The sequence below is a fragment of the Micromonospora sp. NPDC007230 genome (genome assembly GCF_042869115.1).
In the GTDB taxonomy this organism is placed as follows: domain Bacteria; phylum Actinomycetota; class Actinomycetes; order Mycobacteriales; family Micromonosporaceae; genus Micromonospora.
Map to the genome: position 1 here is coordinate 151,880 of NZ_JBIAFE010000015.1, position 23,123 is coordinate 175,002.

The following is a 23,123-nucleotide window of genomic DNA, read 5'->3' on the forward strand; positions in this document are numbered from 1 at the left end:
TCAGGTGGCTGACCGCGGTTGGTGTCGGGAGCGCCGTCGCCGTGAGTCGTTGGTGATGTCAGGTCCAAAGGCGGACCGCGGTTACCGTCCGTCGGGGCGCGGGGCGCGGGGCGCGGGGCGCGGGGCGCGGGGCGCGGGGCGCGGGGCGCGGGGCGCGGGGCGCGGGGCGCGGGGCGGCGGGGCGGCGGGGCGGCGGGTGAGCAGGGTCGGGCGGCGGCGTTGGAGGAGGCGATGCGGCGGGCGCGGGGCGCGGCTCAGGCCGGGTGGGTGAGGGCCTGGCCGGCCGGGGCGGGGCGGCCGAAATGCCAGCCCTGCCCGGCGTCGCAGCCGATCGCCCGCAGCCGGTCCGCCTGTCCGGCGGTCTCCACGCCCTCGGCGGTGACGGTCAGCCCGAGGGCGTGCGCGAGCGACACCAGCGAGGCGAGGATCCGCTCATCCGTACGGCTGTCGTCGGCCGGGGCGCGCAGCCCGGCCACGAACTCGCCCGCCACCTTCAGCTCGGTGACCGGCAGGTCCCGCAGGTACGCCAGGTTGCAGTAGCCGGTGCCGAAGTCGTCGATGGCGATTCGGACCCCGAGTTCCTTGAGCACCCGCAGGGCGCGGACCGGCTCGGCCACCGTGCTCATCATGGTGCTCTCGGTGACCTCCAGCTGAAGCCGTTCCGGGGGCAGCCCGGTCCGCTGGAGCACCCCCTCCACCTCCTGCACCAGGCCCGGTCGGTGCAGCTGACGGACGGCCAGGTTGACGCTGACGAACGGCGCGTCGGGCCGTCCAGCCGACCAGCTCCCCGCCTCCCGGCAGGCCTCGGCGAGCACCCAGCTGCCGAGCCGGACGATCAGCCCGGTCTCCTCGGCCAGCCCGATGAAACTGTCCGGCTGGAGCACGCCCAGCTCGGGGTGCCGCCAGCGGACCAGCGCCTCCATGCCGAGCACCCGGCCGTCGCACAGCGAGGTCAGCGGCTGGTAGTCGAGGTAGAACTCGCCCCGGTCCAGGGCGGTGGGGATCGCCGCCGAGAGGGCGTACCGGGCCAGCTCCCGACGGTTGCGGTCGGCGTCGAAGACCGACCAGCGGGCGCCGCCGGCCGCCTTGGCCCAGTGCAGGGTGCTGTCCGCCTCCCGCATCAGCTCAATCGGCGTGGTGCCGGCCACCTGCCGCTCCACGATCCCGATGCTGGCCGACACGGTCAGCTCGTGCCCCTCCACGAGGGCCGGTTCGCTCACCGCCGCGAGGGCCGCCTCGGCCACCTTGACCACGTCCTCGATGCAGGCGGTGCGTTCGACCAGGATGACGAACTCGTCGCCGCCGAGCCGGGCCACCAGATGCTCGCCGAGCGCCCGGCGCAGTCGCTGCGCCACCGACAACAGCAGCGCGTCGCCGACCTGATGGCCGAGCGAGTCGTTGACCACCTTGAAGCGGTCCAGGTCGAGGAAGCAGACCCCGATCCGGTCGGCGCCCCGCCCGGGCGCCTCGATCGCGGCGGTGAGCCGCTCGGTGAACAGGATCCGGTTGGGCAGGTCGGTCAGCGGGTCGTGGGTGGCCTGGTAGCGGAACCGCGCCTCGCTCTCCCGCAGCGCCCGCTCGGCCTCCGCGCGGGCCATCATCGCGGCCCGCCGGATCGACTCCTGCTCGTCCAGGGTGCGGTCGCGCAGGGCGCGGGCGTACCCGGTGGCGACCATGGCCAGCAGCCGCGCCATCCGGTCCTCGACGTCGTCGATGACCAGACCCAGGTCGCGTACCAGGCGGAGCTGGATCACCTCGACGGTGCGGCCCAGCCCCTCGGCGGAGGCGATGTGCGCCTGCACCAGCTCCGCGCCGACCTGCTGACCGATGCGCAGGTCGAACGGCTCGGACCGGATCGCCACGGCCAGCCGCTCGGCGAGCCGTTGCAGCAGCGCCTCCAACTGCGCCTGGGTCATCGGCAGGTAGCTGGTGCCGGAGACCGCCTTGGCCCACGCCCGGGCGAAGGTGCCGGGGCGGGAGCGGTTCGTGGCGGTGGCTCTGTCACCCACCGAGCCGCCCGACGCCGCCGATGAAGACTGATCGCTCGGCGTCCTCCGCCTGCTCCGGCGACTCCGGGCGCCACTGCGGTACCCAGACCACGCCCGGGTCGACCAGCTCGAATCCGTCGAAGAGCGTGACCAGTTCGGCCCGGCTACGGATCCAGAGCTGGTTGTCGGTGCGCCGATAGACCCGCTCGGCCTCGGCCCGCTCGCCCGTCTCGCTACGGCCGTCGTCGCTGGCCTGCGACAGCACCAGGTGGCTGCCGGGCGCCAGCGCCGTGCGCAGCGTCCGCAGGATCTCCTCCGGCCGGTCCGCCGGCGGGATGAAGTGCAGCACCGCCACGACCAGCACAGCGACCGGCTGGGAGAAGTCCAGCAGCCGGTTGACCTCGGGGTGGCCGAGGATCGCGGCCGGCCGGCGCAGGTCCTCCTGGATCACCGTGGCCCGGTCGTTGCCGGCCAGGATCTCCCGGCTGTGCGCCACCGCGACCGGGTCGACGTCGACGTAGACCACCCGGCACGCCGGGTCGGCCCGCTGGGCGATCTCGTGCACGTTGCCCACGGTCGGGATGCCGGAGCCGAGGTCGAGGAACTGGCGTATCCCGGAATCGGCCAGGAACTGCACCGCCCGGCGGAGGAAGGCCCGGTTGGCCTGGGCCATCAGCGGGGCCTCGGGCACCGCGTCCACCATGGCCCGGGCAGCCGCCCGGTCGGCCGCGAAGTTGTGCGAGCCGCCGAGGTAGTAGTCGTACATGCGGGCCACACTGGGGCGCTCGATGTCGATCGTGTCGGGTGCCCAGTCCGGCCGCTGCATGCCCCTGCCCCTTTTGCGTCAACAACGCGCGGCTCGTCCCCGCGCGGACCACTCGGGTATTCTGCCCCTCCGCTGTCGCGGTGCAAAGACCGCCGTCGCTGCGCGGTCGGTCCCTCACCGTACGCGTTCGTCGGCTGCCCGGAATGCCCGAGAGGCCCGCGTCCGGAGCACGGACGCGGGCCTCTCGGCAGGTGGTCGGGGACGCCTCAGAACTTGGGGGCGTCCGGGGCCTCCAGCAGGCCGAGCCGCAGCGCGGTCATCAGCGCCTGGGCCCGGTTGGCCGCACCCAGCTTCTCGTAGAGCTTCGAGATGTGCGTCTTGGCGGTCGACTCGCTGACGAACAACTGCTTGGCGATGCCGGCCACGCTCATGCCGTCGGCCAGCAGCCGCAGCACCTGGCCCTCCCGCGGGGAGAGCTGCGGGCCGGAGGGAGCCAGTCGGCGCTTCATCGCCTCGGCCAGGTCGGCGGCGGTGAAGGCGCTGGGCGAGGAGGCGGCGTGCCGGGCGGCGGCGACCACCTCGTCGGCCGGGGCGGTCTTCGGCACGAAGGCGCTGGCCCCCGCCTCCAGGGCACCGAACAGTTGGTCGTCGCCGGCGTACATGGTCAGCACGACGATGCCCATCGACGCGCTGGACTTGCGGAGGGCGCGGGTGGCCTCCAGGCCGCTGCCGTCGGGGAGTCGCAGGTCCATGATCACCACGTCCGGCTGGAGCGCGCCGGCCTGGCGAACCCCTTCGGCTGCCGTGGCGGCCTCGCCCACGACCTCGAACTGCCGGTCCCGCTCGAAGGCGTGCCGCAGACCCTTGCGGATCAGGTCGTGATCGTCGACAAGGAGAACCTTGGTACGGGTGGCCGGTGTCGGGCTAGTGGTCATCCTCGGGTTACTCCCCTTCTGCTGCTGCGCTGCCGCGCACCTTATCGCGCCGGGGCGAGGAGCCGATCACCACCGCCACGGTCGTGCCGCTTGGTTGCCGCGGTCTGATCTCCAGCCGGCCCCGGATACGTTCCGCCCTCTCGGCCATGATCGCAAGCCCGTAGTGCCCGTCAGGGCGCTGGTCACCGATGCCGTGACCGTCATCCGACACTTCGATCTGGGCGTACGGCGGGTCCACCGCGCAGGTGACCCACAGGTTCGACGCCCCGGCGTGCTTGCGCGCGTTGGTGACCGCCTCCTGCGCGATGCGCAGCAACTCGGCCTCGGTCGCGGCGGGCAGCCGGGCGGTGGACTCGTCCAGGGACAGGTGCACCCGCAGCCCGCCGGACGCGCCCACGGTGCGGGCGTACTCGGCGATCGCGGCGGCCAGGCCGCCGTGCCGGTCCACCTCGCTGCGCAGCTCGAACAGGCTCAGCCGCAGCTCGGTGATCACCCGGGTGACCTCCTGCCGCAGGGTACGCAGCGAGTCGGCGGTCTCCTCGGCGTCGTCGTGCAAGGTGGCCAGGGCGTTGTCGATGCCGTACCCGACCATCACCAGCTCCTGGGCGACCCCGTCGTGGATCTCCCGGGCCAGCCGCTGCCGCTCCTCGTTGGTGGCCAGCGACCGCACCTCGTCGAAGAGCAGCGCGGCCTCCAGCCGCAGCGCCGCCGGACCGGTCAGCGCGGTCACCCGGGACACCACCGGCGACGGGTACGCGTGCGCGGTGTCCGCCTCGATGACCACCAGGCCGACCGTGCGTACCCCGGCGACCAGCGGCACGATCAGGGCCGACACCTCGCCGGTCTGCTGCGAGCGGGCCTGCGAGCGGGCCGCGGTCTGCGGCTGCTGGCTCGCCCAGGCGTCGGCGATCGCCGAGTCCGCGTCGAGCGTGGTCTCCCAGTCCACCCGGTCCGCGCCGATCTGGGCGAGCACCACGAGCCGGCCGCCGCCGCTGGCGGACAGCACCGCGCCCCGGTCGGTCTTCGCCACCACCCGCAGCTCCTCCAGCAGGTGCTCGGAGATGCCGCCCGGGTCGAGCGTGGCGCCGGGCAGCTGGCGGGCGACCGTACGCAGCTGGGTCAGCAACCGGGTGGCCTCCGCGTACGGCTGGGGCTTGCCCTCGCCGCGCACCCGCATCACCCGCTGGAGCGTGCCGGCCGTGTAGAGGCCGAGCGCGGCCAGGATCAGCCACTGCGCGCAGACCGCGAGGTAGCCGAGCTGGCCGAGCTGCCGCCCGCCGCCGACCACGGTGAAGGCCGCGCTGACCAGCAGGGTGGCGGCCGCCACGGCGAGCAGCGCCGCGCCCTCGCGGAACCGGCGGCGCAGCGCCGTCACGGTGACCGGCACGGCGAGGTACGGCAGCACCGCCGAGGCGCCCAGCCCGCCGGTCACCCCGGCCAGGTGGGTGTCGGCGGCGACCTTGCTGGCGGCCAGGCCGAGGACCACCACCTCGGCGAACCGGCTGAGCGGTCCGAGCAGCCGGTGCTGCGGGGCCAGCACGGCGGGCAGCCCGGCCAGGCCCAGCAGGGCGATCCACCAGAGCTGGGTGACGTCCCGGGTGGCGAACAGGGTCAGGCCGGCGACCAACGCGAGCAGGACCGCCCGCGCGAACGCGGCGAGGGGTTGCGTCGGTGGCGGGCTGGGTGTCGAGGCGGGCACGTGACGGATCGTAGTCAGCGCCGGTAGATATCCGCGATCTCCGCCGCGTACGTCTTGTGCACGACCTGCCGCTTCACCTTGAGCGAGGGGGTCAGCTCGCCGGTCTCCTCGGTGAAGTCGTGCGGCAGGATCCGGAACACCTTGATCGCCTCGGCCTTGGAGACCGACCGGTTGGCCTGGTCGATCGCGCCCTGCACCTCGGCCCGCAGCGCCTCGTCGTCGCGCAGGTCGGCGGCGCGGGTCGTCGCCGGTCGGCCGCGCGCGGCCAGCCACTTCGGCAGCGCCTCCTCGTCGATGGTGACCAGCGCCCCGATGAACGGCTGCCGGTCGCCGACCACCACGCACTGGCTCACCAGCGGGTGGGCCCGGACCTGGTCCTCCAGCACCGCCGGGGCGATGTTCTTGCCGCCGGCGGTCACGATGATCTCCTTCTTGCGGCCGGTGATGCTCAGGTAGCCGTCCTCGTCGAGCCGGCCCAGGTCGCCGGTGCGGAACCAGCCGTCCGAACTGAGCGCCTCGGCGGTGGCCGCCTCGTTGTGCCAGTAGCCCTGGAAGACCAGGTCGCCGGAGATCAGGATCTCGCCGTCGTCCTCGATCCGGATCGTCACGCCGGGCAGCGGGCGGCCCACCGTGCCGATCCGGGTGGCGCTCGGCAGGTTCGCGGCGGCGGCGGGGGCGGTCTCGGTGAGGCCGTAGCCCTCGGAGATGTTCACCCCGATGCCACGGAAGAAGTGCGCGAGCCGGGTGCCGAGCGGAGCGCCGCCGGAGATGGCGTCCCGGCACCGGCCGCCCAGCGCCGCCCGCAGCTTGCCGTAGACCAGCTTGTCGAAGAGCACGTGCTGGGCGCGCAGCGTCAGGCCCGGCCCGTCCGGGGCGTCCAGCGCCTCGCTGTACGCGATGGCGACCTTCTCGGCCCGGTCGAAGATCTTCCCCTTGCCGTCGGCCTCGGCCTTCTGCCGGGCGCCGTTGTAGACCTTCTCGAACACCCGGGGCACGGAGAGCACGAAGGTCGGCTTGACCTCCTGGAGCTCGGCGACCAGGTTCTTGGTGTCCGCGCAGTGCGCCATGGTGGACCGGGCCTGCACCACGCCGATCTGGATGAGCCGGGCGAAGGCGTGCGCGAGCGGCAGGAAGAGCAGGGTGGAGGCGCCCTGACGGAACAGGTTCGGCAGCACCGGCACGGCGTTGGTGATGTCGGCGTACATGTTGCGGTGGGTCAACACGCAACCCTTGGGGCGGCCGGTGGTGCCGCTGGTGTAGATGATGGTGGCGATGTCGTCGGCCTTGATCGTCGAGCGGCGTACCTCGACGTCGGCCGGGTCGACGGAGGCGCCGGCGGCGACCAGCTCGTCCACCGCGCCGCTCTCGATCTGCCAGATCTGGCGCAGCTCGGGCAGCCGGTCGCGGATCTCGGCGACCAGCCCGGCGTGCGCGGCGGTCTCCACCAGCGCGGCGACCGCGCCGGAGTCGGCGAGGATCCAGGCCGCCTGCTCGGCGCTCGACGTCTCGTAGATCGGCACGGTGACCGCGCCGGCGGCCCAGATGGCGTAGTCGAGCAGGGTCCACTCGTAGCGGGTGCGGCTCATCAGCGCGACCCGGTCGCCGGGGGAGATGCCGGCGGCGAGCAGGCCCCGGGCCACCGCCACGACCTCGTCGCGGAACTGCCGGCAGGTCACGTCCGTCCAGGTACGGCCGTCGCCGCCGCCACGCCGGACGAACTGCACCGTCTCGGGGGCGACCTCGGCGTTTTCCCAGACCGGGTCGGTCAGGTTGGCCGCGTCGCCGACGGTGACGATCGGCGGTACGGAGAACTCGCGCACAGGCACTCCCTCGTGCTCACACGGCCCGGGCCGGCCGTGTCGGCTCTGTCGAAACCTACCCGCCCGGTCGCGAAGGTGAGGTGGGGAGGTTGCCCGCCCGGCTGACCGGACACACCCGGCCCGGGCCCGACCGGGACCGCGGCTCGGGGGTGGAGCGCCGCGCCCGGGCCCGCCGCCGGGTAGCCTCCCCCCATGGCGGACTCCTCCACCCAGTCGATCATCATCGGCGCGCCACCGGACCGGGTGGCGGCGGTCATCTGTGACTTCCCCAGCTACCCGGAGTGGGCCGAGGCGATCCGGCGGGCGGAGGTGATCGAGGAGTACGAGGACGGTTACGCCAGCCAGGTCCGGTTCACCATCGACGCCGGCGTCATGGCCGACGAGTACGTGCTGGCCTACGAGTACGCCGAGGACCTCGCCCGGATCGAGTGGCATCTGGTGGCGCCCTCGAAGATGCAGAAGGCCCAGCGGGGGTCGTACGACCTGACCGGCAATCCCGACGGGACCACCACGGTCACCTACACCCTTGAGGTGGAGCTCTCCGTGGCCATGCTCGGCATGTTTCGCCGCAAGGCCGAGAAAATGATCATGGATGCGGCGTTGAAGCAGCTCAAGCGCCGGGTAGAAGCACTCGGTGCGGCCCACTGACCCGACCGGCGTCCGGTCGTCACGGTAGAGGAGCCGACCCATGGCCACCACTGATCCGGGTTCGGCCCGGGAGGAGGCGGAACGCCTCGTCGCCATGCTGCTGGCCTCCGCCCGGCTGGCCGCCGCCACGCCGGGGGCCGGCCCCTGGGGCCCGCTCGGCGGGATCCTGTCCGGTGTCCTCGGTCACACCCCGGGCGGCGCCGGCTCCGACGAACCGACGGCCTCGGTGGGTTTCGCCACCGGGTCGGCCGAATGCTGCGTCTGCCCGATCTGTCGGGGTATCGCGGCGTTGCGTGACCCCAGTCCGGAGTTCGCCGAGCGCCTCGCCACCGGCGCCGGGGACCTGGCGGCCGGCGTGGCCAGCCTGCTGCGCGCGTTCGCCCCCGCCGAGCCGGCGGGGGCCGACGAGCCGGCCTCCGGTACCCCGGCCGGAGATCACGTCTGGCGCGAGGCCACCCGTACCGGGCATGATTCTCAGCCGGCACCCGAGCAGGACGTCTGGTCCGCCGCGACCCGGGGGGAGGGCGTGGCCGACCCGGGTGCCAGCGTGCCGCCCGCCGACGCCGCCGGGCCGGACGTGCCGGTGTCGAGCCGGCCGCCGGCCGGCCGTCCCGTGGTGCCCGTCGCCCGGGCGTCCGGGGAGGTGGCCGAGGAGGCACCAGGCGACGGGGCCTGACCACCGGACATTCCGACCTTGCCCGGCCGTGCCGGACGAGGTCAGGGAGCACAGCAGAGGGGAGTGGCAGCGGTGACGCTGACCATCGGAGTCGACGTCGGTGGCACGAAGGTGGCCGGCGGTGTCGTGGACGACACCGGCAAGGTGCTCGTGCAGGCCCGACGGGACACCCCCGCCGAGGACGTGGCCAAGACCCGGGACACCATCATCGAGGTGGTCACCGAGCTGGCCACCGGCTACCCGGTCGAGGCGGTCGGCATCGGCGCTGCCGGCTGGATCGACGCCTCCCGGTCCACCGTGCTCTTCGCCCCCAACCTGGCCTGGCGGGACGAGCCGCTGCGCGAGTACGTCAGCAACGCCATCGGGGTGCCGGTGGTGGTGGAGAACGACGGGAACGTGGCCGCCTGGGCGGAGTTCCGCTACGGCGCGGCCCGGGCCGCCGACGACTCGATGGTCATGTTCACCATCGGCACCGGCGTCGGCGGCGGCATCGTGCTCGGCGGCGAGCTGCTCCGCGGCGCCAACGGCATCGCGGCCGAGCTGGGGCACATGCTCACCGTGCCGGACGGCCACCAGTGCGGCTGCGGCCGGCTGGGCTGCATCGAGCAGTACGCCAGCGGCAGCGCCCTGGTCCGCTTCGCCCGCGCCGCCGCCCGCCAGGAACCGCACCGGGCCACCGCCCTGCTGGAGCTGGCCGGCGGCGAGGCCGAGGGGATCACCGGACCGATGGTGACCGCTGCCGCGCAGGGTGGCGACCCGGTGTCGGCCGAGGCGTTCGCCCAGGTCGGCCGCTGGCTGGGCACCAGCCTCGCCGACATGGCGCAGATCCTCGACCCGCAGGTGTTGGTCGTCGGGGGCGGCGTGGTGGAGGCCGGCGACCTGCTGATGGGCCCCACCCGCCGGTCGTACACCCAGGCCCTCGCCCAGCGCAGCCGGCTGCCGGTGGCCGAGATCCGCCCGGCCGAGCTGGGCAACACCGCCGGCGTCATCGGCGCCGCCGACCTCGCCCGGCGGCTCTGAGGTGCCCGCCCCGGGCGTACCGCTGCGGGTGGTGTCGTACAACGTGCACAGCCAGCGGGACGACACCGCCGCGCTGGCCGAGGTGGTCCGGGAGGCCGCGCCGGACGTGGTGATCGTCCAGGAGGGGCCGCGGCGGTTCCGGTGGCGGCAGAAGTGCGCCTCGCTGGCCGACTCGTTCGGCCTGGTCGTGGCCGCCGGCGGCCTGCCGTCGCTGGGCAACCTGCTGCTGACCAGCCTGCGGGTGCGGGCCGTGGCCACCCGCTGCCAGCGCTACCCGCTGACCCCCGGGCGGCATCTGCGCGGCGCCGCGTACGCCGAGTGTCTGGTGGCCGGGAGCCGGTTCCTGCTGGCCGGCTCCCACCTCTCGACCGACCCGGCCGAGCGGCCGGCGCAGGCGGCCGCGTTCAAGCGGGAGCTGGCCGCCACGCCGCTGCCGGTGGTGGCCGGCGCCGACCTCAACGAGGAGCCGGACGGGCCGGCGTGGCGGACGGTGGCGGAGGGGCTGACCGACACCGCGGTGGCCGCGGACCGGGCGGACCGGCACACCTTCCCCGGTGCCAACCCGCGCCGGCGGATCGACGCCCTCTTCGTGGACCCGCGGATCACCGTGGTGGACTACGACGTGGTGGACACCCCGCGGACCCGCCGGGCCAGCGACCACTTCCCGGTGCTGGTCGACCTGCTGCTGCCCGCCGGCTGAGCCGGCGACCCGCCGAGATGATCCGGCACGCTGGACAACCGCGGGCATTCTCGGCAGGATTTCGCACCGACCCGGCCCTCGTGCCGCACAAAGGAGATTGTCCCGGTGCCCTCCTCCACCGACCTCGGCCGTCCCGATCCGGACCCGACGGTCGCCCTGACCCGGGACGGCCGCCCGGTCTCCGACCGGGGCGACACCGTCTGCGTCATCGGCGCCGGGGCCAGCGGCCTCACCGCCGTGAAGAACCTCCGCGAGCACGGCTTCGGCGTCGACTGCTACGAGCGGGAGACCGGTATCGGCGGGGCGTGGAACTGGCGGCACGACCGCAGCCCGGTGTACGCCAGCACCCACCTCATCTCGTCCCGACCGTTCACCCAGTTCCCCGACTTCCCGATGCCGGACGACTGGCCGGACTACCCGCACCACACCCAGCTGCTGTCCTACTTCGAGCGCTACGCCGACCACTTCGACCTGCGCCAGCACGTCTGGTTCGGCACGGAGGTGGTCCGGGTGGAGCCGGTCGAGGGGGACCGGTGGGACGTCACCACCCGCAGCACCGGCGGGTACGGCCCGGAGCGCACCTCCCGGTATGCGGGCGTGGTGCTGGCCAACGGGCACAACTGGTCGCCGAAGCTGCCCCGCTACGAAGGCCTGGAGCAGTTCCGGGGCGAGGTCATGCACGCCTCGTCCTACAAGGACCCGGCGCAGCTGCGCGGCAAGCGGGTGCTGGTGGTGGGCGGCGGCAACACCGGCTGCGACATCGCGGTCGAGGCGGCCCAGCAGGCGTCCCGCTGCTGGCACTCCACCCGCCGCGGCTACTGGTACGCCCCGAAGTACGTCTTCGGCCGCCCCGCCGACCAGGTCAACGACACCCTGCTCGCGCTGCGGGTGCCGCTGCGGGTACGCCAGTGGCTCTACCACCGGACGCTGCGGCTGACCGTCGGTGACCTGGCCCGGTTCGGCCTGCCCAGACCGGACCACCGGGTCTACGAGACCCACCCGATCGCCAACAGCCAGCTGGTCTACCACGTCGGCCACGGCGCGATCACCCCGGTGCCGGACGTAACCCGGTTCCACGACCGCACGGTGGCGCTGAGCGACGAGCGGGAGATCGACCCGGAGCTGGTCATCTTCGCCACCGGCTACCTGCCGCGCTTCGAGTTCCTCGACGGCGCGGTGCTCGGCGACGCCGACGGGTCGGGCCGGCCGCGGCTCTGGCTCAACGCCTTCGCCGCCGGGCACCCCACGCTGGCCGTGGTCGGCCTGGTGCAGCCGGATTCCGGCGTGTTCCCCATCGCGCACTGGCAGAGCGTGCTCTTCGCCCGGCTGCTCGCCGCGCGTACCGCCCGGCCGGACCGGGCTGCCGCGTTCGGCCGGAGGGTCGCCGCCGGCCTCGGTGAGCGGTACTCGGGGAAGGTCAAGGACAGCAGCCGGCACTGGTTCGAGGTCGGGCACGCCGACTACCTGCGGGCGCTCCAGCGCGCCCTGGACGAGCTGGAGGGCAAGTGAGCGAGCGGAGCGAGCGAACCATTCAGTTCAGCAGCGTGGCGCGTCGCGCCGCCGGGGAGCGAAGCGAGGCGGCGGCGTGAGCAAGCGGAGCGAGCGAACCATTCAGTTCAGCAGCGTGGCGCCTCGCGCCGCCGGGGAGCGAAGCGAGGCGGTGGCGTGAGCGTGGAGCGGGTGCGGATCGTCCGGTCGTGGGAGTGGGCCCGCCCGGAGCGCCCGGCCCGCCGTGAGGTGCTGGCCGTGGTGCCGGAGCTGGAGGAGGGGAAGCCACCCCTGCTCTTCGTACCCGGGTTCGGGCACGGGGCGTGGGCGTTCGCCGAGCACTGGCTGTCGCACGCCGCGTCCCGCGGCTTCCCGGCGTACGCGCTGAGCCTGCGCGGGCACGGCGGCAGCGAGCCGGCGCCGGCGGCGACGCTGCGGTCGTACACCCATGACGTGGTCCAGGCGGCGGCGGGCCTGCCGCGGCAGGCGGTGCTGGTGGGCCACGGGGCCGGCGCCCGGGTGGTGGCGCACGCCCTGGCCCGCTACCCGGCCCGGGCGGCGGTGCTGGTGGCGCCGGTGCTGGGCAGCTGGGGGACGTTCGGCACCGCGTTGCGGCGCAACCCGGTGGGCACCCTGCCGGCGGTCTTCGGCGGCCGCCTGCGGCTGAGCCGCCGGCAGCTGTTCAGCCGGGAGTTGCCGGACGGCGAGGCCCGCCGGTACGTCGCGCGGCTGGGTCGGGCCGGCCGGCGGGCGCAGTGGCAGTTGCTCACCGGCGACCAGCCGGAGCCGGCGGTGGGCCGCCCGCCGGTGCTGGTGCTGGGCAGCCCGGACGACCGGGTGGTGCCCTCGGCGGCGCTGACCCGGGCCGCGCGCCGGTACGCCTCGGCCCCGCTGCTCTTCCCCGGCATGGGCCACGACCTGATGCTCGACGCCCGCTGGCGGGAGCCGATCGACGCGATCCTCGACTGGCTGGAGAAGGATCCGGCGCCCGCCGCCGGGTGAGCGCGGGCGCCGGTCAGTCGGTCGCGGCGAGCCGGCGCAGCAGTGAGCCGCTCTCGTCCAGGGCGCTCAGGTACGACCGCGCCCAGGCGTGGATGTCGTTGCGGCGCAGGTGTGCCCGCATCGCCCGCATCCGGGCCGAGACGTCCTTCGGGCCGGCCCGCAGCGCGGTGAGCAGAGCCTGCTTCAGCCCGTCCAGGTCGTGCGGGTTGACCAGGTACGCCTGGTCCAGCTCGGCGGCGGCGCCGGCGAACTCGCTGAGCAGCAGCGCGCCGGTGTCGTCCACCCGGGCTGCGACGTACTCCTTGGCGACCAGGTTCATCCCGTCCCGCAGCGGGGTCACCGCCATCACGTCGGCGATCCGGTAGAGGGCGACCAGTTCGGTCCGGTCGAAGGGCTGGCTGAGGTAGTGGATCGCCGGCTCGCCGACCCGGCCGAACTCGCCGTTGATCCGGCCGACCTGGTGCTCCACCCGGTCCCGGAGGATCTGGTACTGGGCGACGCGTTCCCGGCTGGGCACCGCGACCTGGACCAGCACCGTGTCCCGGACCTTGACGTCCCCGCTGGCCAGCAGCTCCCGGTATGCCTTGAGCCGCTGCTCGATGCCCTTGGTGTAGTCCATCCGGTCCACGCTGAGGATGACGTGCTCAGGCTCGCCGAGGTCCTTGCGCAGCCGGTGGGCCCGGTCGGCGACCTCGGGCCGGGCGGCGAGCGCGGCCATCTCGGCGGTGTCGATGGAGACGGGGAAGGCGCCGACCTGGACCGTCCGGTCGCCGACGTCGACCCGCCGGTCGGTGGCGGGCAGTTCGAGCACCTTGGTCACCAGTTGGGCGAAGTTGTGCGCGGCGTGCGCCCGCTGGAAGCCGATCAGGTCGGCGCCGAGCATGCCGCGCAGCAGTTCGGCCCGGCGGGGGAGCTGCATGAACAGCTCCGGCGGCGGGAACGGCACGTGCAGGAAGAAGCCGATCCGCAGGTCGGGGCGGAGCCGCCGGAGCAGCCCGGGGACGAGCTGGAGGTGGTAGTCCTGCACCCAGACCAGGCCGCCCGGCTCGGCCACCTCGGCCGCGGCCTCGGCAAACCGCTGGTTGACCCGCTGGTACGCCTCCCACCAGCGGCGGTGGTACTCGGGCTGCTCGACGGCGTCGTGGTAGAGCGGCCAGAGGGTCGCGTTGGCGAAGCCCTCGTAGTGGTCGCGGAGGTCGTCGGCGGTCAGCGGGACGGTGTGCATCCGGACGCCGTCCACCTCGGGCAGGTGCGGTGCCGGGCCCGTGCCGCCGGCCCAGCCGAGCCAGGTCGCCGGGGTGTGCCGGAGCAGGGGGTGCAGGGCGCTCACCAGGCCGCCGGGGCTGCGGCGCCACTCGCAGGCGCCGTCCGGCGCCACGCTGTCGTCGACGGGGAGGCGGTTGGCCACCACCACGAGGGGGCTCTGTCGCATCTCGGGCAATCCGCTCAGCAGGGGTCCGGCCACCGGAGCGAGGAACAAACCGGACAGCCGGTGCGGGAAGTGACGTACGGGTATTCCTACTGACCGTAAGTTACACCCCTGTTACGCGGCTGGCGCCGGGGCGACGGCCGTCCCGGCATCCGGGCGGCGGCTGGGCGGAGCGGATCAGACGACCGCGCCGTCGTCCGGATCCTGCTCGTCGGAGTCGCCGGGGCGCAGCCGCCAGATCAGCATCACGAAGCCGGCCAGGATGCCGGTGAAGCCGAGCAGCGTCACCACGGACGGGTCGGTGACCGGGAGCAGGGTGGGGGAGAGGAAGAACACGAAGCCGGCCACGATGCAGAGCACGCCGACCACGGCGTACTTCGAGAAGCGCGGCAGCGGGGGCGGCGGTGGCGGGGTGTAGTGCTCGTCCTCGTCGTCGGGCAGGTCGGCGCCGAAGGTGTCCAGGCCGTCCAGCAGCGACGGCTCGTCGGACCGGCCCCGGCTCACCGAGATCCCGGAGACGTCCGCCGCGTACGGCAGGCGCCGGACGTCGGTGGCGGTCGGACCGCCGGTCTCCTCCGCCCGACCGCCGGCGCCCCCGGTCGGCTCGGGCGGGTCGACGGAGTCGTCGTCCACGTCCTCGGCGGCGGGCCACGGGTGGCTGCCCGAGCTGGGGGCGGAGTGGAAGCCGGCGACGATCTTGGCCCACTCCGCCTCGATGTCCGGCTCGTCGTCCCGGGCCGACTCGCGGGCCCCCTCGTCGTTGAGCTGGGTGAGGTAGTCCCGGGCGGTGGTCAGGTGCGAGCGGTCGACATAGAGCCGGTCGACCGGGCGGGACGGGACCGTCGTGGTGCGGGTGATCGGGTTCAGGTCGGCGGAGGGCTGCAGGTACGCGGCGATCCCGCCCGCGGCGAGCACGTCGAGCAGATGTTCGCCGATGCGCGGATCGACGTCGCCCGCGACCGCGTACTCGGCCGCGTCGAGCCCGTTGTCCCGCCGTCCCCGGCGGGGCCCACCCGCTGACACCGGACACCCCTCCTCGCCGCCTGTCGGTGCGTCCCGACCCGGCGCCCCGTACGCCGTGCCCTGAATCGTGACACGTCCGGACCCTGTTCCGGGAGTGCGTTGTGGCGTGCCGCTCCCGGTTCGTAGGCTCTTCCCGGACAGTCCCGCTCGCCGACGGCGCCCCGGGCGCGGTCCGGGCGCGTCCCGGCGGCCCGTTCCGGGCTCTCCGGCCTCGATGGCTCCAGGTCGCCGCGCGGCGTCGGGCCGGCCGTCATCCGCCTCCGGTGCGCCGCCTGGCGGCGCGGCGGCCGAATCGTGGCCGCCAGCCGAGCTGGAGCCGTCGTCGGGCGTCGCCGCCCCCACCTGGAAGGACCCCGGTGCTGTACTGGCTGTTGAAGTACATCATTCTCGGCCCGCTGCTGAGGCTGATCTTCCGCCCACAGGTGGAGGGGCTCGAGCACGTCCCGGAGACCGGTCCGGTCATCCTGGCCAGCAACCACCTCTCCTTCTCGGACTCGATCTTCACGCCGCTCATCGTCAAGCGAAAAGTCACATTCATCGCCAAAGCGGAGTACTTCACCGGTAAGGGGATCAAGGGCTGGCTGACCAAGATGTTCTTCGTCGGCTCCGGCACCATCCCGGTCGACCGGTCCGGCGGCCAGGCCGCCCGGGCCGCCCTGGACACCCAGCTCAAGGTGCTGCGGGCGGGCGGGATTGCCGGCATCTATCCCGAGGGGACCCGCTCGCCGGACGGCCGGCTCTACCGCGGCAAGACCGGCGTGGCCCGGCTCGCCCTGGAGAGTGGTGCCCCGGTGGTCCCGATGGCGATGCTCAACGCCGACGAGATCCAGCCGCCCGGCCAGCTCATCCCCACGATCAAGCGGGTGCGGATCCGCTTCGGCGCCCCGCTGGACTTCTCCCGCTACGCCGGCCTGTCCGGCGACCGGTTCGTCGAGCGGGCGGTCACCGACGAGATCATGTACGAGGTGATGGAACTCTCCGGCCGCGAGTACGTCGACATGTACGCCCAGAAGGCCAAGACCCAGCCGGTCCCCGCCTGACGCCCAGCCGGCCGGTGGGGTCAGCAGGCGACGGCGGGGCCGGTGTCGGGCACCGGGCGGCGGGCCAGCGCCAGCAGGCCCGGCGCCTCGTTGCGCTGGGCGAAGGCGCTCACCTCGGCCAGCGGCGCGGTGACCGCCGCCCGATCCCCCGACCGGTCCAGCTCGGCGACGGCCAGGGCGAGGGCGAGCATCCGGTCCGTCACGTCGGGGATCCGGGCGTAGATCTCCGCGCCCGCCAGGTGCAGCTCGCCGGCGCGCCGGTGGTCGCCGTCGGCCGCGGCGAGGGCCGCGGTCACCGTCCGCAGCGCCGCCTCCGACCAGGGCGTCCGGTGTCCGAGCCGGTCCAGCATCGCCCGCACGCGCACCGCCGCGTCCCGACCGGCCAGGGTGGCCGCGTACGCCGCCGCGGCGATCCACTCGCCGCTGGCCAGCGCCGGCACCGCCGACCACGAGTCGGCCAGCTCGTCGACCAGTTCCGCCGCCTCGTCGGCCCGCCCCTGCAGGGCGCGGCAGAGCGCGGCCATGCCGAGCATGGTCCAGCGCGGCCGGTGGAAGCCGCTGCGGCGGGCGCTGTCCAACGCGGCGGCCACGTCGTCCGGGTGCCGGGGCAGGGGCTCCTCCGGACCGCCGTTCCGCTGGCCCGGCGCCGGTCGGGGCGCCGGCGGCACCGGCCGGCCGCGCAGCACCAGCAGGCACGAGCGCAGGCCGCGGACCTGCATGTCCCAGCCGCCGGTGGGGGTGTCCACAAAGGCGTCCGCGGCGGCGAGCAGCCGGGCGAAGTCCCCGTCGAAGTACGCCCGCATCGCCTCCCCGGAGTAGCTGGTGGTCAGCGTCTGCCCGCTGGCCGTCCGCGCCGGCGCGGCGGACAGCAGCGCGTCCGAGCGCAGCCAGTCGCCCTCCTCGCGGACCGCGTACGCCAGGTTCTGCACCGCCCGGTGCAGCGCCAGCAGCTGCTGCGCCCGGCCGTACTCGACGAGCACGTGCAGCTCGTCCAGGCCCGACCGGTCACCCGACTGGTACCGGGCGGTGGCCGCGGTGATCCGCGCGTTGGTCCGGGTCTCCGACAGCCCCAGCCGCGCGCCGATCTCCGCCGCGGTCTCGGCGGCGGCCACCGCCGGGTCCCGCTCGTAGTTGAGCATGTGCAGCCGGCCCAGCTCCGCGTACGCGTCCGCCTTCTGGCCGCTGTCCGGCAGCGGTTCGAACAGGGACACGGCGCGGTTGAGGCAGGCCACCGCGGCGGTCCGGTCGGCGCGCAGCCAGGCGGCCTGGCCGAGCAGGGTCCAGGCCCGGGCGGCGCAGGGGTGGTCGTCGTGCGCGAGCAGCCGGTCGGCGAGCGCGTGCAGCTGCTCCGGCCCGCCGCCGGAGAGGAACGCGTTGCCGTCCCGGTAGAACGAGATCTCGGTGCTCAGCAGCTCCAGCTGCAGCCGGCCGATCGGGTCGCTGTCGTCGGCCAGGCCCAGCGCCCGGCCGGCGTGCGCCGCCGCCGCGTCCAGCCCGTGCAGGGCGTACGCCCGGCGGGCGGCCCGGTGCAGCGCGGCGCGCGCCGGGCCGGCGTAGCGGTGGGTGTCCATGCCGAGCGTGCGGGCGATCTCGTGAGCCGCCCAGCGGTGGTGGGCGAGCACCTCGGCCAGGTCGGTGTCCCGGCTCTGCGACAGCGTGTCCAGCCAGTCCGCCGTGCGCTCGTGCCGGGCCACCCGCTCGGTACGCGGCAGCCGCTGGTAGCAGACGTCCCGGACCAGGACGTGCCGGAACCGGAACTCCGGCTGCCCGGCCATCGTCGACGCCCCCTGCTCGTGCACGAAGTCGCGCTGCTCCAGCCGGCGCAGCGCGCGCTCCACCGACTCGACCGGCTGGCCCAGCGCGGCGGCCACCGCGCCGGGCCAGAACTGCACGCCCACCACCGAGGCGGCCAGCAGCACCGCCCGGTCCTTGGCGTCGAGCAGGTCGATCCGGTTGGCGATGACCGCGTGGACGCTCTCCGGCATGGGCAGGTCGAGGTGCTTGTCCAGCGACCAGCCGCGGCCGGACTGGCGCAGCGCGCCCTGCTCGATGAGCATCCGGACGTACTCGTGGGCGTAGAGCGGGTTGCCGCCGGCGACCTCCACCAGCGGGGTGAGCATCTCGGCGGGAAACGCGGCCTGGCCGAACATGTGCGCGTAGAGCGAGGCGATGCCGGTGTCCCGCAGCGGGGGCAGGGTGATGGTGACCGAGCCGGTGATCGTCCCCGCCCAGCTCGGGTCCCGGTCGACCAGCTCCGGCCGGGCGGTGCAGAGCAGCAGCAGCGGCGCGTCCCGGGCGGCGGCGCCGAGCAGTTCGACGAAGCGCAGCATGGCGTCGTCAGCCCAGTGCAGGTCCTCGAAGACCAGCACGGTGGGGCGGCGGGCGGCCAGGGCCAGCAGGAACCGCCGCCACGCCGACTCGGCCTCCTCGGCCGGCAGCGTGGTGCCGGTCAGCCCGACCAGCGGGCGCAGCGCGTCGACGATCCGGTCCCGCTCGGCCGGCCGGACCAGCTCGGTCACCGCGGACGTGAGCCGCTGCGCCGCGGTCGACGCCGGGTCGGTGTCGAGGATGCCGGCCTCGGTCTTCACCACGTCGGCCAGCGCGGCGAAGGTGACGTTCTCTCCGAACGGCGGGCACCGCCCGGTCCGCCAGGTCAGCGGCTCGTCGACCAGCCGACCGGCGTGCCGGTAGAGCTCGCGGACCAGTCGGCTCTTGCCGATGCCGGCCCGGCCGAAGACGGTCACCACCTGCGGGAGCCGGTCCCGCAGCGACCGGTGCAGAGCGTTGACCAGCAGACCCAGCTCGTGTTCCCGGTCGATCAGGGGCGTGGTGTCCGGCTCCTGGTCGGTGGGCTGGCGGCGTACCGGGGCGAGGGCGAGCCAGACCTCGGTGGGGGTGGACCGGCCGCGCAGGGTGACCGGCGGCTGCTCCTCGTAGCTGATGGCGTCCTTGGTGAGGGCGTGGGTCGCGCCGCAGACCAGCACCCCGCCGGGCGGCGCCACCGACTGCATCCGGGACGCCGTGTTGACCACGTCGCCGGCCACGATCGCCTGCCCGCCGTCCCGGGCGGCCGCCACGTCCACCAGCGCCTCGCCGGTCGCCACGCCGACCCGGAAGCGCAGCTCGTCGCGGCCGGACGGGGCGAACCGGGTGAGCACCCGCTGCAGCTCCAGCCCGGCCCGGACGCAGCGCAGCGCGTCGGTCTCGGTGGCCACCGGGGCGCCGAAGAGCGCCATCACGGCATCCCCGATGTACTTCTCGACCACCCCGCCGTACTGCCCGACCACCCGTTTCGCGGCCGAGAAGAAGCCGGTCTGCATGCCGCGGACCTGTTCCGGGTCGGCGCGCTCGACGTACGGGGTGAAGTCGATCAGGTCGACGAACAGGACGCTGACCCGGCGGCGGTCCTCCTGGGGCACGGCGACGGGCTGCTTGGCGCCGGACCGGGCTGCCCCGCACGAGGTGCAGAAGGCCACGTCGGCGGCGAGCGGGCGCAGGCAGTGCGGGCAGACCGCCCCCAGCTCCGCGCCGCAGCCACCGCAGAAGCGGTCGCCCTCGGCGGCGGTACGTCCACAACGGTCACACTGGGCGGAGATGACGCCCTCCACTGGTGGATCCTCCGGCCGGTCCCGGCCGGGCGCCGCCCCCCGCGGCGTCCATCGCGAGTATCGCCGCTGGTAGCGGTGTCAGGTACCGGGCTGTTGGCTTGTGGACACTCGTCCGGACAGCCGTCGGCGCGGTTCGCGGACTAGATTCATGCCTCGGACGACGACCGCGATCAAGGGGGCCACACCATGGTGTACGTGAAGCTGGAGAGCGACTGGACCGACGCCGACGGGGTCGCCCACGCGGCGGGGGACTCCGTCGACGTGGACGCCGCCACCCTCGCCACCCTCCAGGCCGAGGGCATCGTCATCGAGGGCTCCGGCGGCGATGACAACAGCGACTGGGCCGGGCCGGGCCGGCCCAACGAGTGGGCCGGGCCGGGCAGCGCCGGCGTCTGAGCCGGGCGGTACGACAGCAGGGCCGGGGCGTTCTCGCCCCGGCCCTGCGCGTATCCGTCAGCGGTCGTTCATCCCGGCGCGGCGGCGCAGCGCGGCCACGTCCGTCACCACGATCCGGCGCCCCTCGGTGCGCAGCCAGCCCCGGCTGGCGAACGAGCCGATCGCCTGGTTGACGCTCTGCCGGGAGCCGCCGGCCATCTCGGCGAGCTGGCTCTGGTTGAGCTCGATGGTGATCATCGGCGCCTGGCTCTCGCCGGCGAGCCGGACCAGCGTCTTGGCCACCCGGCCGGGCAGGTCGAGGAAGACGTGGTCGGCGTTCTGCTCGGTGAGCCGGCGGATCAGCCCACCGAGCGAGCGCATCACCGCGTCGAGGATGCGCGGGTTCGAGTGCACCAGCTCCATGAAGGCCGGCCGGGACAGCGCCAGCGCGGCGCAGTCCTCGATCGCCTCGGCCGACGCGGACCGGGTGGACGCGTCCAGCAGGGAGACCTCGCCCAGCACGTCCGGCGGACGGATCACCGACAGCACCGCGCGCTCGCCCGTCGGTGCGGTGCGGAACACCGCCACCGCCCCCCGGCGCAGCACGATCAGCGACTCGCCCGGGTCGTTCTCCACGAAGAGCAACTGACCCTTGCGGTAGGTGCGCGGCACCGCAGCGGCGATGACCCGCTGTCGCACCTCCGGCTCGAGCCCGGCGAACATCTCCACGCCCGTGAGCGCGTCACCCGGCTCCGGCAGGCGAACCTCCACGGCCCAACCCCTCCCCGGTCAAGGACCACAACTCGCTCACCGGGGTGGCCCTGACATCCCGGTACGAGGCATCTGAACCGGTTCGGCGTCCGGTAGCGGTACACATCAGATCATGACGCTCCGGTCGCGTGCTGTACACCCCTGGAGACAGTTCCGTGACTCTCCCGAACCGTCTGTCCGAACCGTGCCCACCTCGGCGGACGCCCCCGGCGACGGGCGGGCGGGAGCGGTGGGCGAGGATGGCGGGGATGGTCTACCGCTACTTCTACGACTGCGAGTTCATCGAGGACGGCCGCATCGTCGACCTGGTGTCGATCGGCGTCGTCGACGAGTACGGCCGCGAGTTCTACGCGGTCTCCACCGAGTTCGACGACTCCCGGGCGGTGCCCTGGGTGCGCCGCAACGTGCTGGACAAGCTCCCCTCGCCCGCCGACCGCGCGTGGCGGTCCCGGGAGCGGATCCGGGACGACCTCTACGAGTTCCTGATGGCGCCGGTCCGGGACCGCCCGGGCGAGCAGCTGGAGCTCTGGGCCTGGTACGCGGCGTACGACCACGTGGTCCTGGCCCAGCTGTGGGGCGCGATGCCGGCGCTGCCGCGGGAGATCCCGCGGTTCACCAAGGAACTGCGCCAGCTCTGGGACGACCGGGGCCGGCCGAAGCTGCCGGACGCCGACGCGGACCGGCACGACGCCCTGGTCGACGCCCGGCACAACCTGGCGCGCTGGCGGGCGATGACCGAGCGGTGACCGGCAGCCCGGACGGCCGCCGCGCGGGGGAGAAGCGCGAGGTCAGCTACTGACGGGTAGCCGATCCGGCGGGCGGAAGGGGGCCGGGGCGCGGTGTCGCCGTACCCCCGCGCCGACTACAGTGCGCACTGACGGCCCGCCCCGGGCCGGCAACGGCGCCGATGGTCTGATCTGACACCTATCCTGGGGCTTATCCGGGCTTTACCTGATGCTCCAGGAGGATGAGCAGATCATGCGTATCGGCGTGCTCACCGGCGGCGGCGACTGCCCTGGTCTCAACGCGGTGATTCGGGCGGTGGTCCGCAAGGGCGTCGCCACCTACGGTCACGAGTTCGTGGGCTTCCGGGACGGCTGGAAGGGCCCGCTGGAGGGCCTGTCCAGGCCGCTGGGCATCGCGGAGGTCCGCGGCATCCTGCCGCGCGGCGGCACCATCCTCGGCTCGTCCCGGACCAACCCGTTCAAGATCGAGAACGGCGTCGAGCGGATCAAGGAGAACCTCGCCGCCCAGGGCGTGGACGCGTTGATCGCCATCGGCGGCGAGGACACCCTCGGCGTCGCCACCAAGCTGCACGAGCTGGACGTCAAGGTGGTCGGCGTGCCGAAGACCATCGACAACGACCTGGGTGCCACCGACTACACCTTCGGCTTCGACACCGCGGTCAACATCGCGATGGAGGCGATCGACCGGCTGCACACCACCGCGGAGAGCCACCACCGCACGCTGGTGGTCGAGGTGATGGGCCGGCACGCCGGCTGGATCGCCCTGCACGCCGGCCTCGCCGGCGGCGCCAACGTGATCCTGCTGCCCGAGCGGCAGTTCGACGTCGACCAGGTCGCCGGGTACGTCGAGAAGCGCTTCCAGCACCAGTACGCCCCGATCGTCGTGGTCGCCGAGGGCGCGCACCCGCTGGAGGGCCAGATGGTGCTGCACAACCAGGAGCTGGACTCGTTCGGCCACGTCCGGCTCGGCGGCATCGGCCAGTGGCTCGCCGAGCAGCTGGAGGCGAAGACCGGCAAGGAGGCCCGCACCGTGGTGCTCGGCCACATCCAGCGCGGCGGCACCCCGACCGCCTTCGACCGGGTGCTCGCCACCCGGCTCGGCCTGCACGCGATCGACGCGGCGCACGAGGGCGACTGGGGCAAGATGGTCGCGATGCAGAGCACGGAGATCATCCGCGTCCCGCTGGCCGAGGCCACCCGGGAGCTGAAGACCGTGCCGCTGGAGCGGTACGCCGAGGCCGAGGTCTTCTTCGGCAGCTGATCGACGCTGGCGGGGGGGGGGGGCCCCGCGGGGGGGGGCCCCCCCCCCCCCCCCCCCCCGGGGGGGCCCCCCCCCCCCCCCCGGGGACCCCCCCCCCCGGCGGGGGCGGCGCGCCAACGCGGCGGGGT

Annotated in this window: 19 protein-coding genes; 10 read left to right on the top strand and 9 right to left on the bottom strand. The window is 74.1% G+C overall.

The features are described 5' to 3' along the window. Positions 1-254: 254 nt before the first annotated feature. The 5 genes from ACFYML_RS21990 to ACFYML_RS22010 all read right to left on the bottom strand — a co-directional run bounded on the left by ACFYML_RS21990 (position 255) and on the right by ACFYML_RS22010 (position 7,208). Positions 255-2,009: a putative bifunctional diguanylate cyclase/phosphodiesterase gene (locus tag ACFYML_RS21990; protein ID WP_387422421.1), complete on the bottom strand. Its 1,755-nt coding sequence runs from the start codon at positions 2,007-2,009 to the stop codon at positions 255-257. Beyond that, positions 2,002-2,814, bottom strand: a complete 813-nt coding sequence (locus ACFYML_RS21995; RefSeq protein ID WP_387422422.1) for an SAM-dependent methyltransferase — start codon at positions 2,812-2,814, stop codon at positions 2,002-2,004. The genes ACFYML_RS21990 and ACFYML_RS21995 overlap by 8 nt, the downstream gene beginning before the upstream one ends. A gap of 206 nt (positions 2,815-3,020) precedes the next feature. After that, a complete protein-coding gene (locus ACFYML_RS22000; protein WP_007072219.1) occupies positions 3,021-3,689 on the bottom strand; it encodes a response regulator transcription factor in 669 nt (222 codons plus the stop codon). Positions 3,690-3,696: 7 nt separating this feature from the next. Then, positions 3,697-5,388 carry a GAF domain-containing sensor histidine kinase gene (locus ACFYML_RS22005; RefSeq protein WP_387422423.1) on the bottom strand — a complete coding sequence of 564 codons (1,692 nt, stop codon included), beginning with the start codon at positions 5,386-5,388 and terminating at the stop codon, positions 3,697-3,699. A 14-nt stretch (positions 5,389-5,402) separates the two neighbouring features. Then, positions 5,403-7,208, bottom strand: a complete 1,806-nt coding sequence (locus ACFYML_RS22010; protein WP_387422424.1) for an AMP-dependent synthetase/ligase — start codon at positions 7,206-7,208, stop codon at positions 5,403-5,405. Positions 7,209-7,400: 192 nt separating this feature from the next. Here ACFYML_RS22010 and ACFYML_RS22015 point away from each other — a divergent pair, with 192 nt between their 5' ends. The 6 genes from ACFYML_RS22015 (at position 7,401) to ACFYML_RS22040 (ending at position 12,742) form a co-directional block, all read left to right on the top strand. Further along, a complete protein-coding gene (locus tag ACFYML_RS22015; protein WP_387422425.1) occupies positions 7,401-7,856 on the top strand; it encodes an SRPBCC family protein in 456 nt (151 codons plus the stop codon). A 40-nt stretch (positions 7,857-7,896) separates the two neighbouring features. Further along, positions 7,897-8,532, top strand: a complete 636-nt coding sequence (locus ACFYML_RS22020) for a hypothetical protein (protein ID WP_387272175.1) — start codon at positions 7,897-7,899, stop codon at positions 8,530-8,532. Between the two features lie 63 nt (positions 8,533-8,595). Beyond that, positions 8,596-9,552, top strand: coding sequence for an ROK family glucokinase (locus ACFYML_RS22025; RefSeq protein WP_387272173.1), 957 nt, complete (start codon positions 8,596-8,598; stop codon positions 9,550-9,552). A gap of 1 nt (position 9,553) precedes the next feature. Then, positions 9,554-10,252, top strand: coding sequence for an endonuclease/exonuclease/phosphatase family protein (locus tag ACFYML_RS22030; protein WP_387422426.1), 699 nt, complete (start codon positions 9,554-9,556; stop codon positions 10,250-10,252). 105 nt (positions 10,253-10,357) lie between these two features. Further along, positions 10,358-11,761 carry a flavin-containing monooxygenase gene (locus ACFYML_RS22035; RefSeq protein WP_387422427.1) on the top strand — a complete coding sequence of 468 codons (1,404 nt, stop codon included), beginning with the start codon at positions 10,358-10,360 and terminating at the stop codon, positions 11,759-11,761. 156 nt (positions 11,762-11,917) lie between these two features. Next, the gene (locus tag ACFYML_RS22040) at positions 11,918-12,742 is read left to right on the top strand and encodes an alpha/beta hydrolase (RefSeq protein ID WP_387422428.1); all 825 of its coding nucleotides are present in this window, start codon (positions 11,918-11,920) and stop codon (positions 12,740-12,742) included. 13 nt (positions 12,743-12,755) lie between these two features. On the opposite strand, the gene ACFYML_RS22045 is transcribed toward ACFYML_RS22040, so the two are convergent. Both ACFYML_RS22045 and ACFYML_RS22050 read right to left on the bottom strand, forming a co-directional pair. Then, positions 12,756-14,174, bottom strand: coding sequence for a trehalose-6-phosphate synthase (locus tag ACFYML_RS22045; RefSeq protein ID WP_387422429.1), 1,419 nt, complete (start codon positions 14,172-14,174; stop codon positions 12,756-12,758). Positions 14,175-14,348: 174 nt separating this feature from the next. After that, entirely contained in the window at positions 14,349-15,194 is an 846-nt protein-coding gene (locus tag ACFYML_RS22050) for a DUF308 domain-containing protein (protein ID WP_387422430.1), read from the bottom strand. Positions 15,195-15,550: 356 nt separating this feature from the next. Here ACFYML_RS22050 and ACFYML_RS22055 point away from each other — a divergent pair, with 356 nt between their 5' ends. Continuing rightward, the gene (locus ACFYML_RS22055; RefSeq protein WP_387272162.1) at positions 15,551-16,234 is read left to right on the top strand and encodes a lysophospholipid acyltransferase family protein; all 684 of its coding nucleotides are present in this window, start codon (positions 15,551-15,553) and stop codon (positions 16,232-16,234) included. Positions 16,235-16,254: 20 nt separating this feature from the next. On the opposite strand, the gene ACFYML_RS22060 is transcribed toward ACFYML_RS22055, so the two are convergent. After that, complete coding sequence (locus ACFYML_RS22060; protein WP_387422431.1) at positions 16,255-19,842, bottom strand: ATP-binding protein; 3,588 nt, start codon at positions 19,840-19,842, stop codon at positions 16,255-16,257. A gap of 186 nt (positions 19,843-20,028) precedes the next feature. On the opposite strand from ACFYML_RS22060, the gene ACFYML_RS22065 reads away from it, so the two are divergent. Next, positions 20,029-20,238, top strand: a complete 210-nt coding sequence (locus ACFYML_RS22065; RefSeq protein WP_073838867.1) for a hypothetical protein — start codon at positions 20,029-20,031, stop codon at positions 20,236-20,238. Between the two features lie 57 nt (positions 20,239-20,295). On the opposite strand, the gene ACFYML_RS22070 is transcribed toward ACFYML_RS22065, so the two are convergent. Then, positions 20,296-20,988: a Crp/Fnr family transcriptional regulator gene (locus ACFYML_RS22070; protein WP_073838866.1), complete on the bottom strand. Its 693-nt coding sequence runs from the start codon at positions 20,986-20,988 to the stop codon at positions 20,296-20,298. 248 nt (positions 20,989-21,236) lie between these two features. Here ACFYML_RS22070 and ACFYML_RS22075 point away from each other — a divergent pair, with 248 nt between their 5' ends. Beyond that, positions 21,237-21,734 carry a polyadenylate-specific 3'-exoribonuclease AS gene (locus ACFYML_RS22075; protein WP_073838865.1) on the top strand — a complete coding sequence of 166 codons (498 nt, stop codon included), beginning with the start codon at positions 21,237-21,239 and terminating at the stop codon, positions 21,732-21,734. Positions 21,735-21,966: 232 nt separating this feature from the next. Then, positions 21,967-22,995, top strand: a complete 1,029-nt coding sequence (locus ACFYML_RS22080; protein ID WP_387422437.1) for a 6-phosphofructokinase — start codon at positions 21,967-21,969, stop codon at positions 22,993-22,995. The last annotated feature ends 128 nt before the right edge of the window (positions 22,996-23,123 follow it).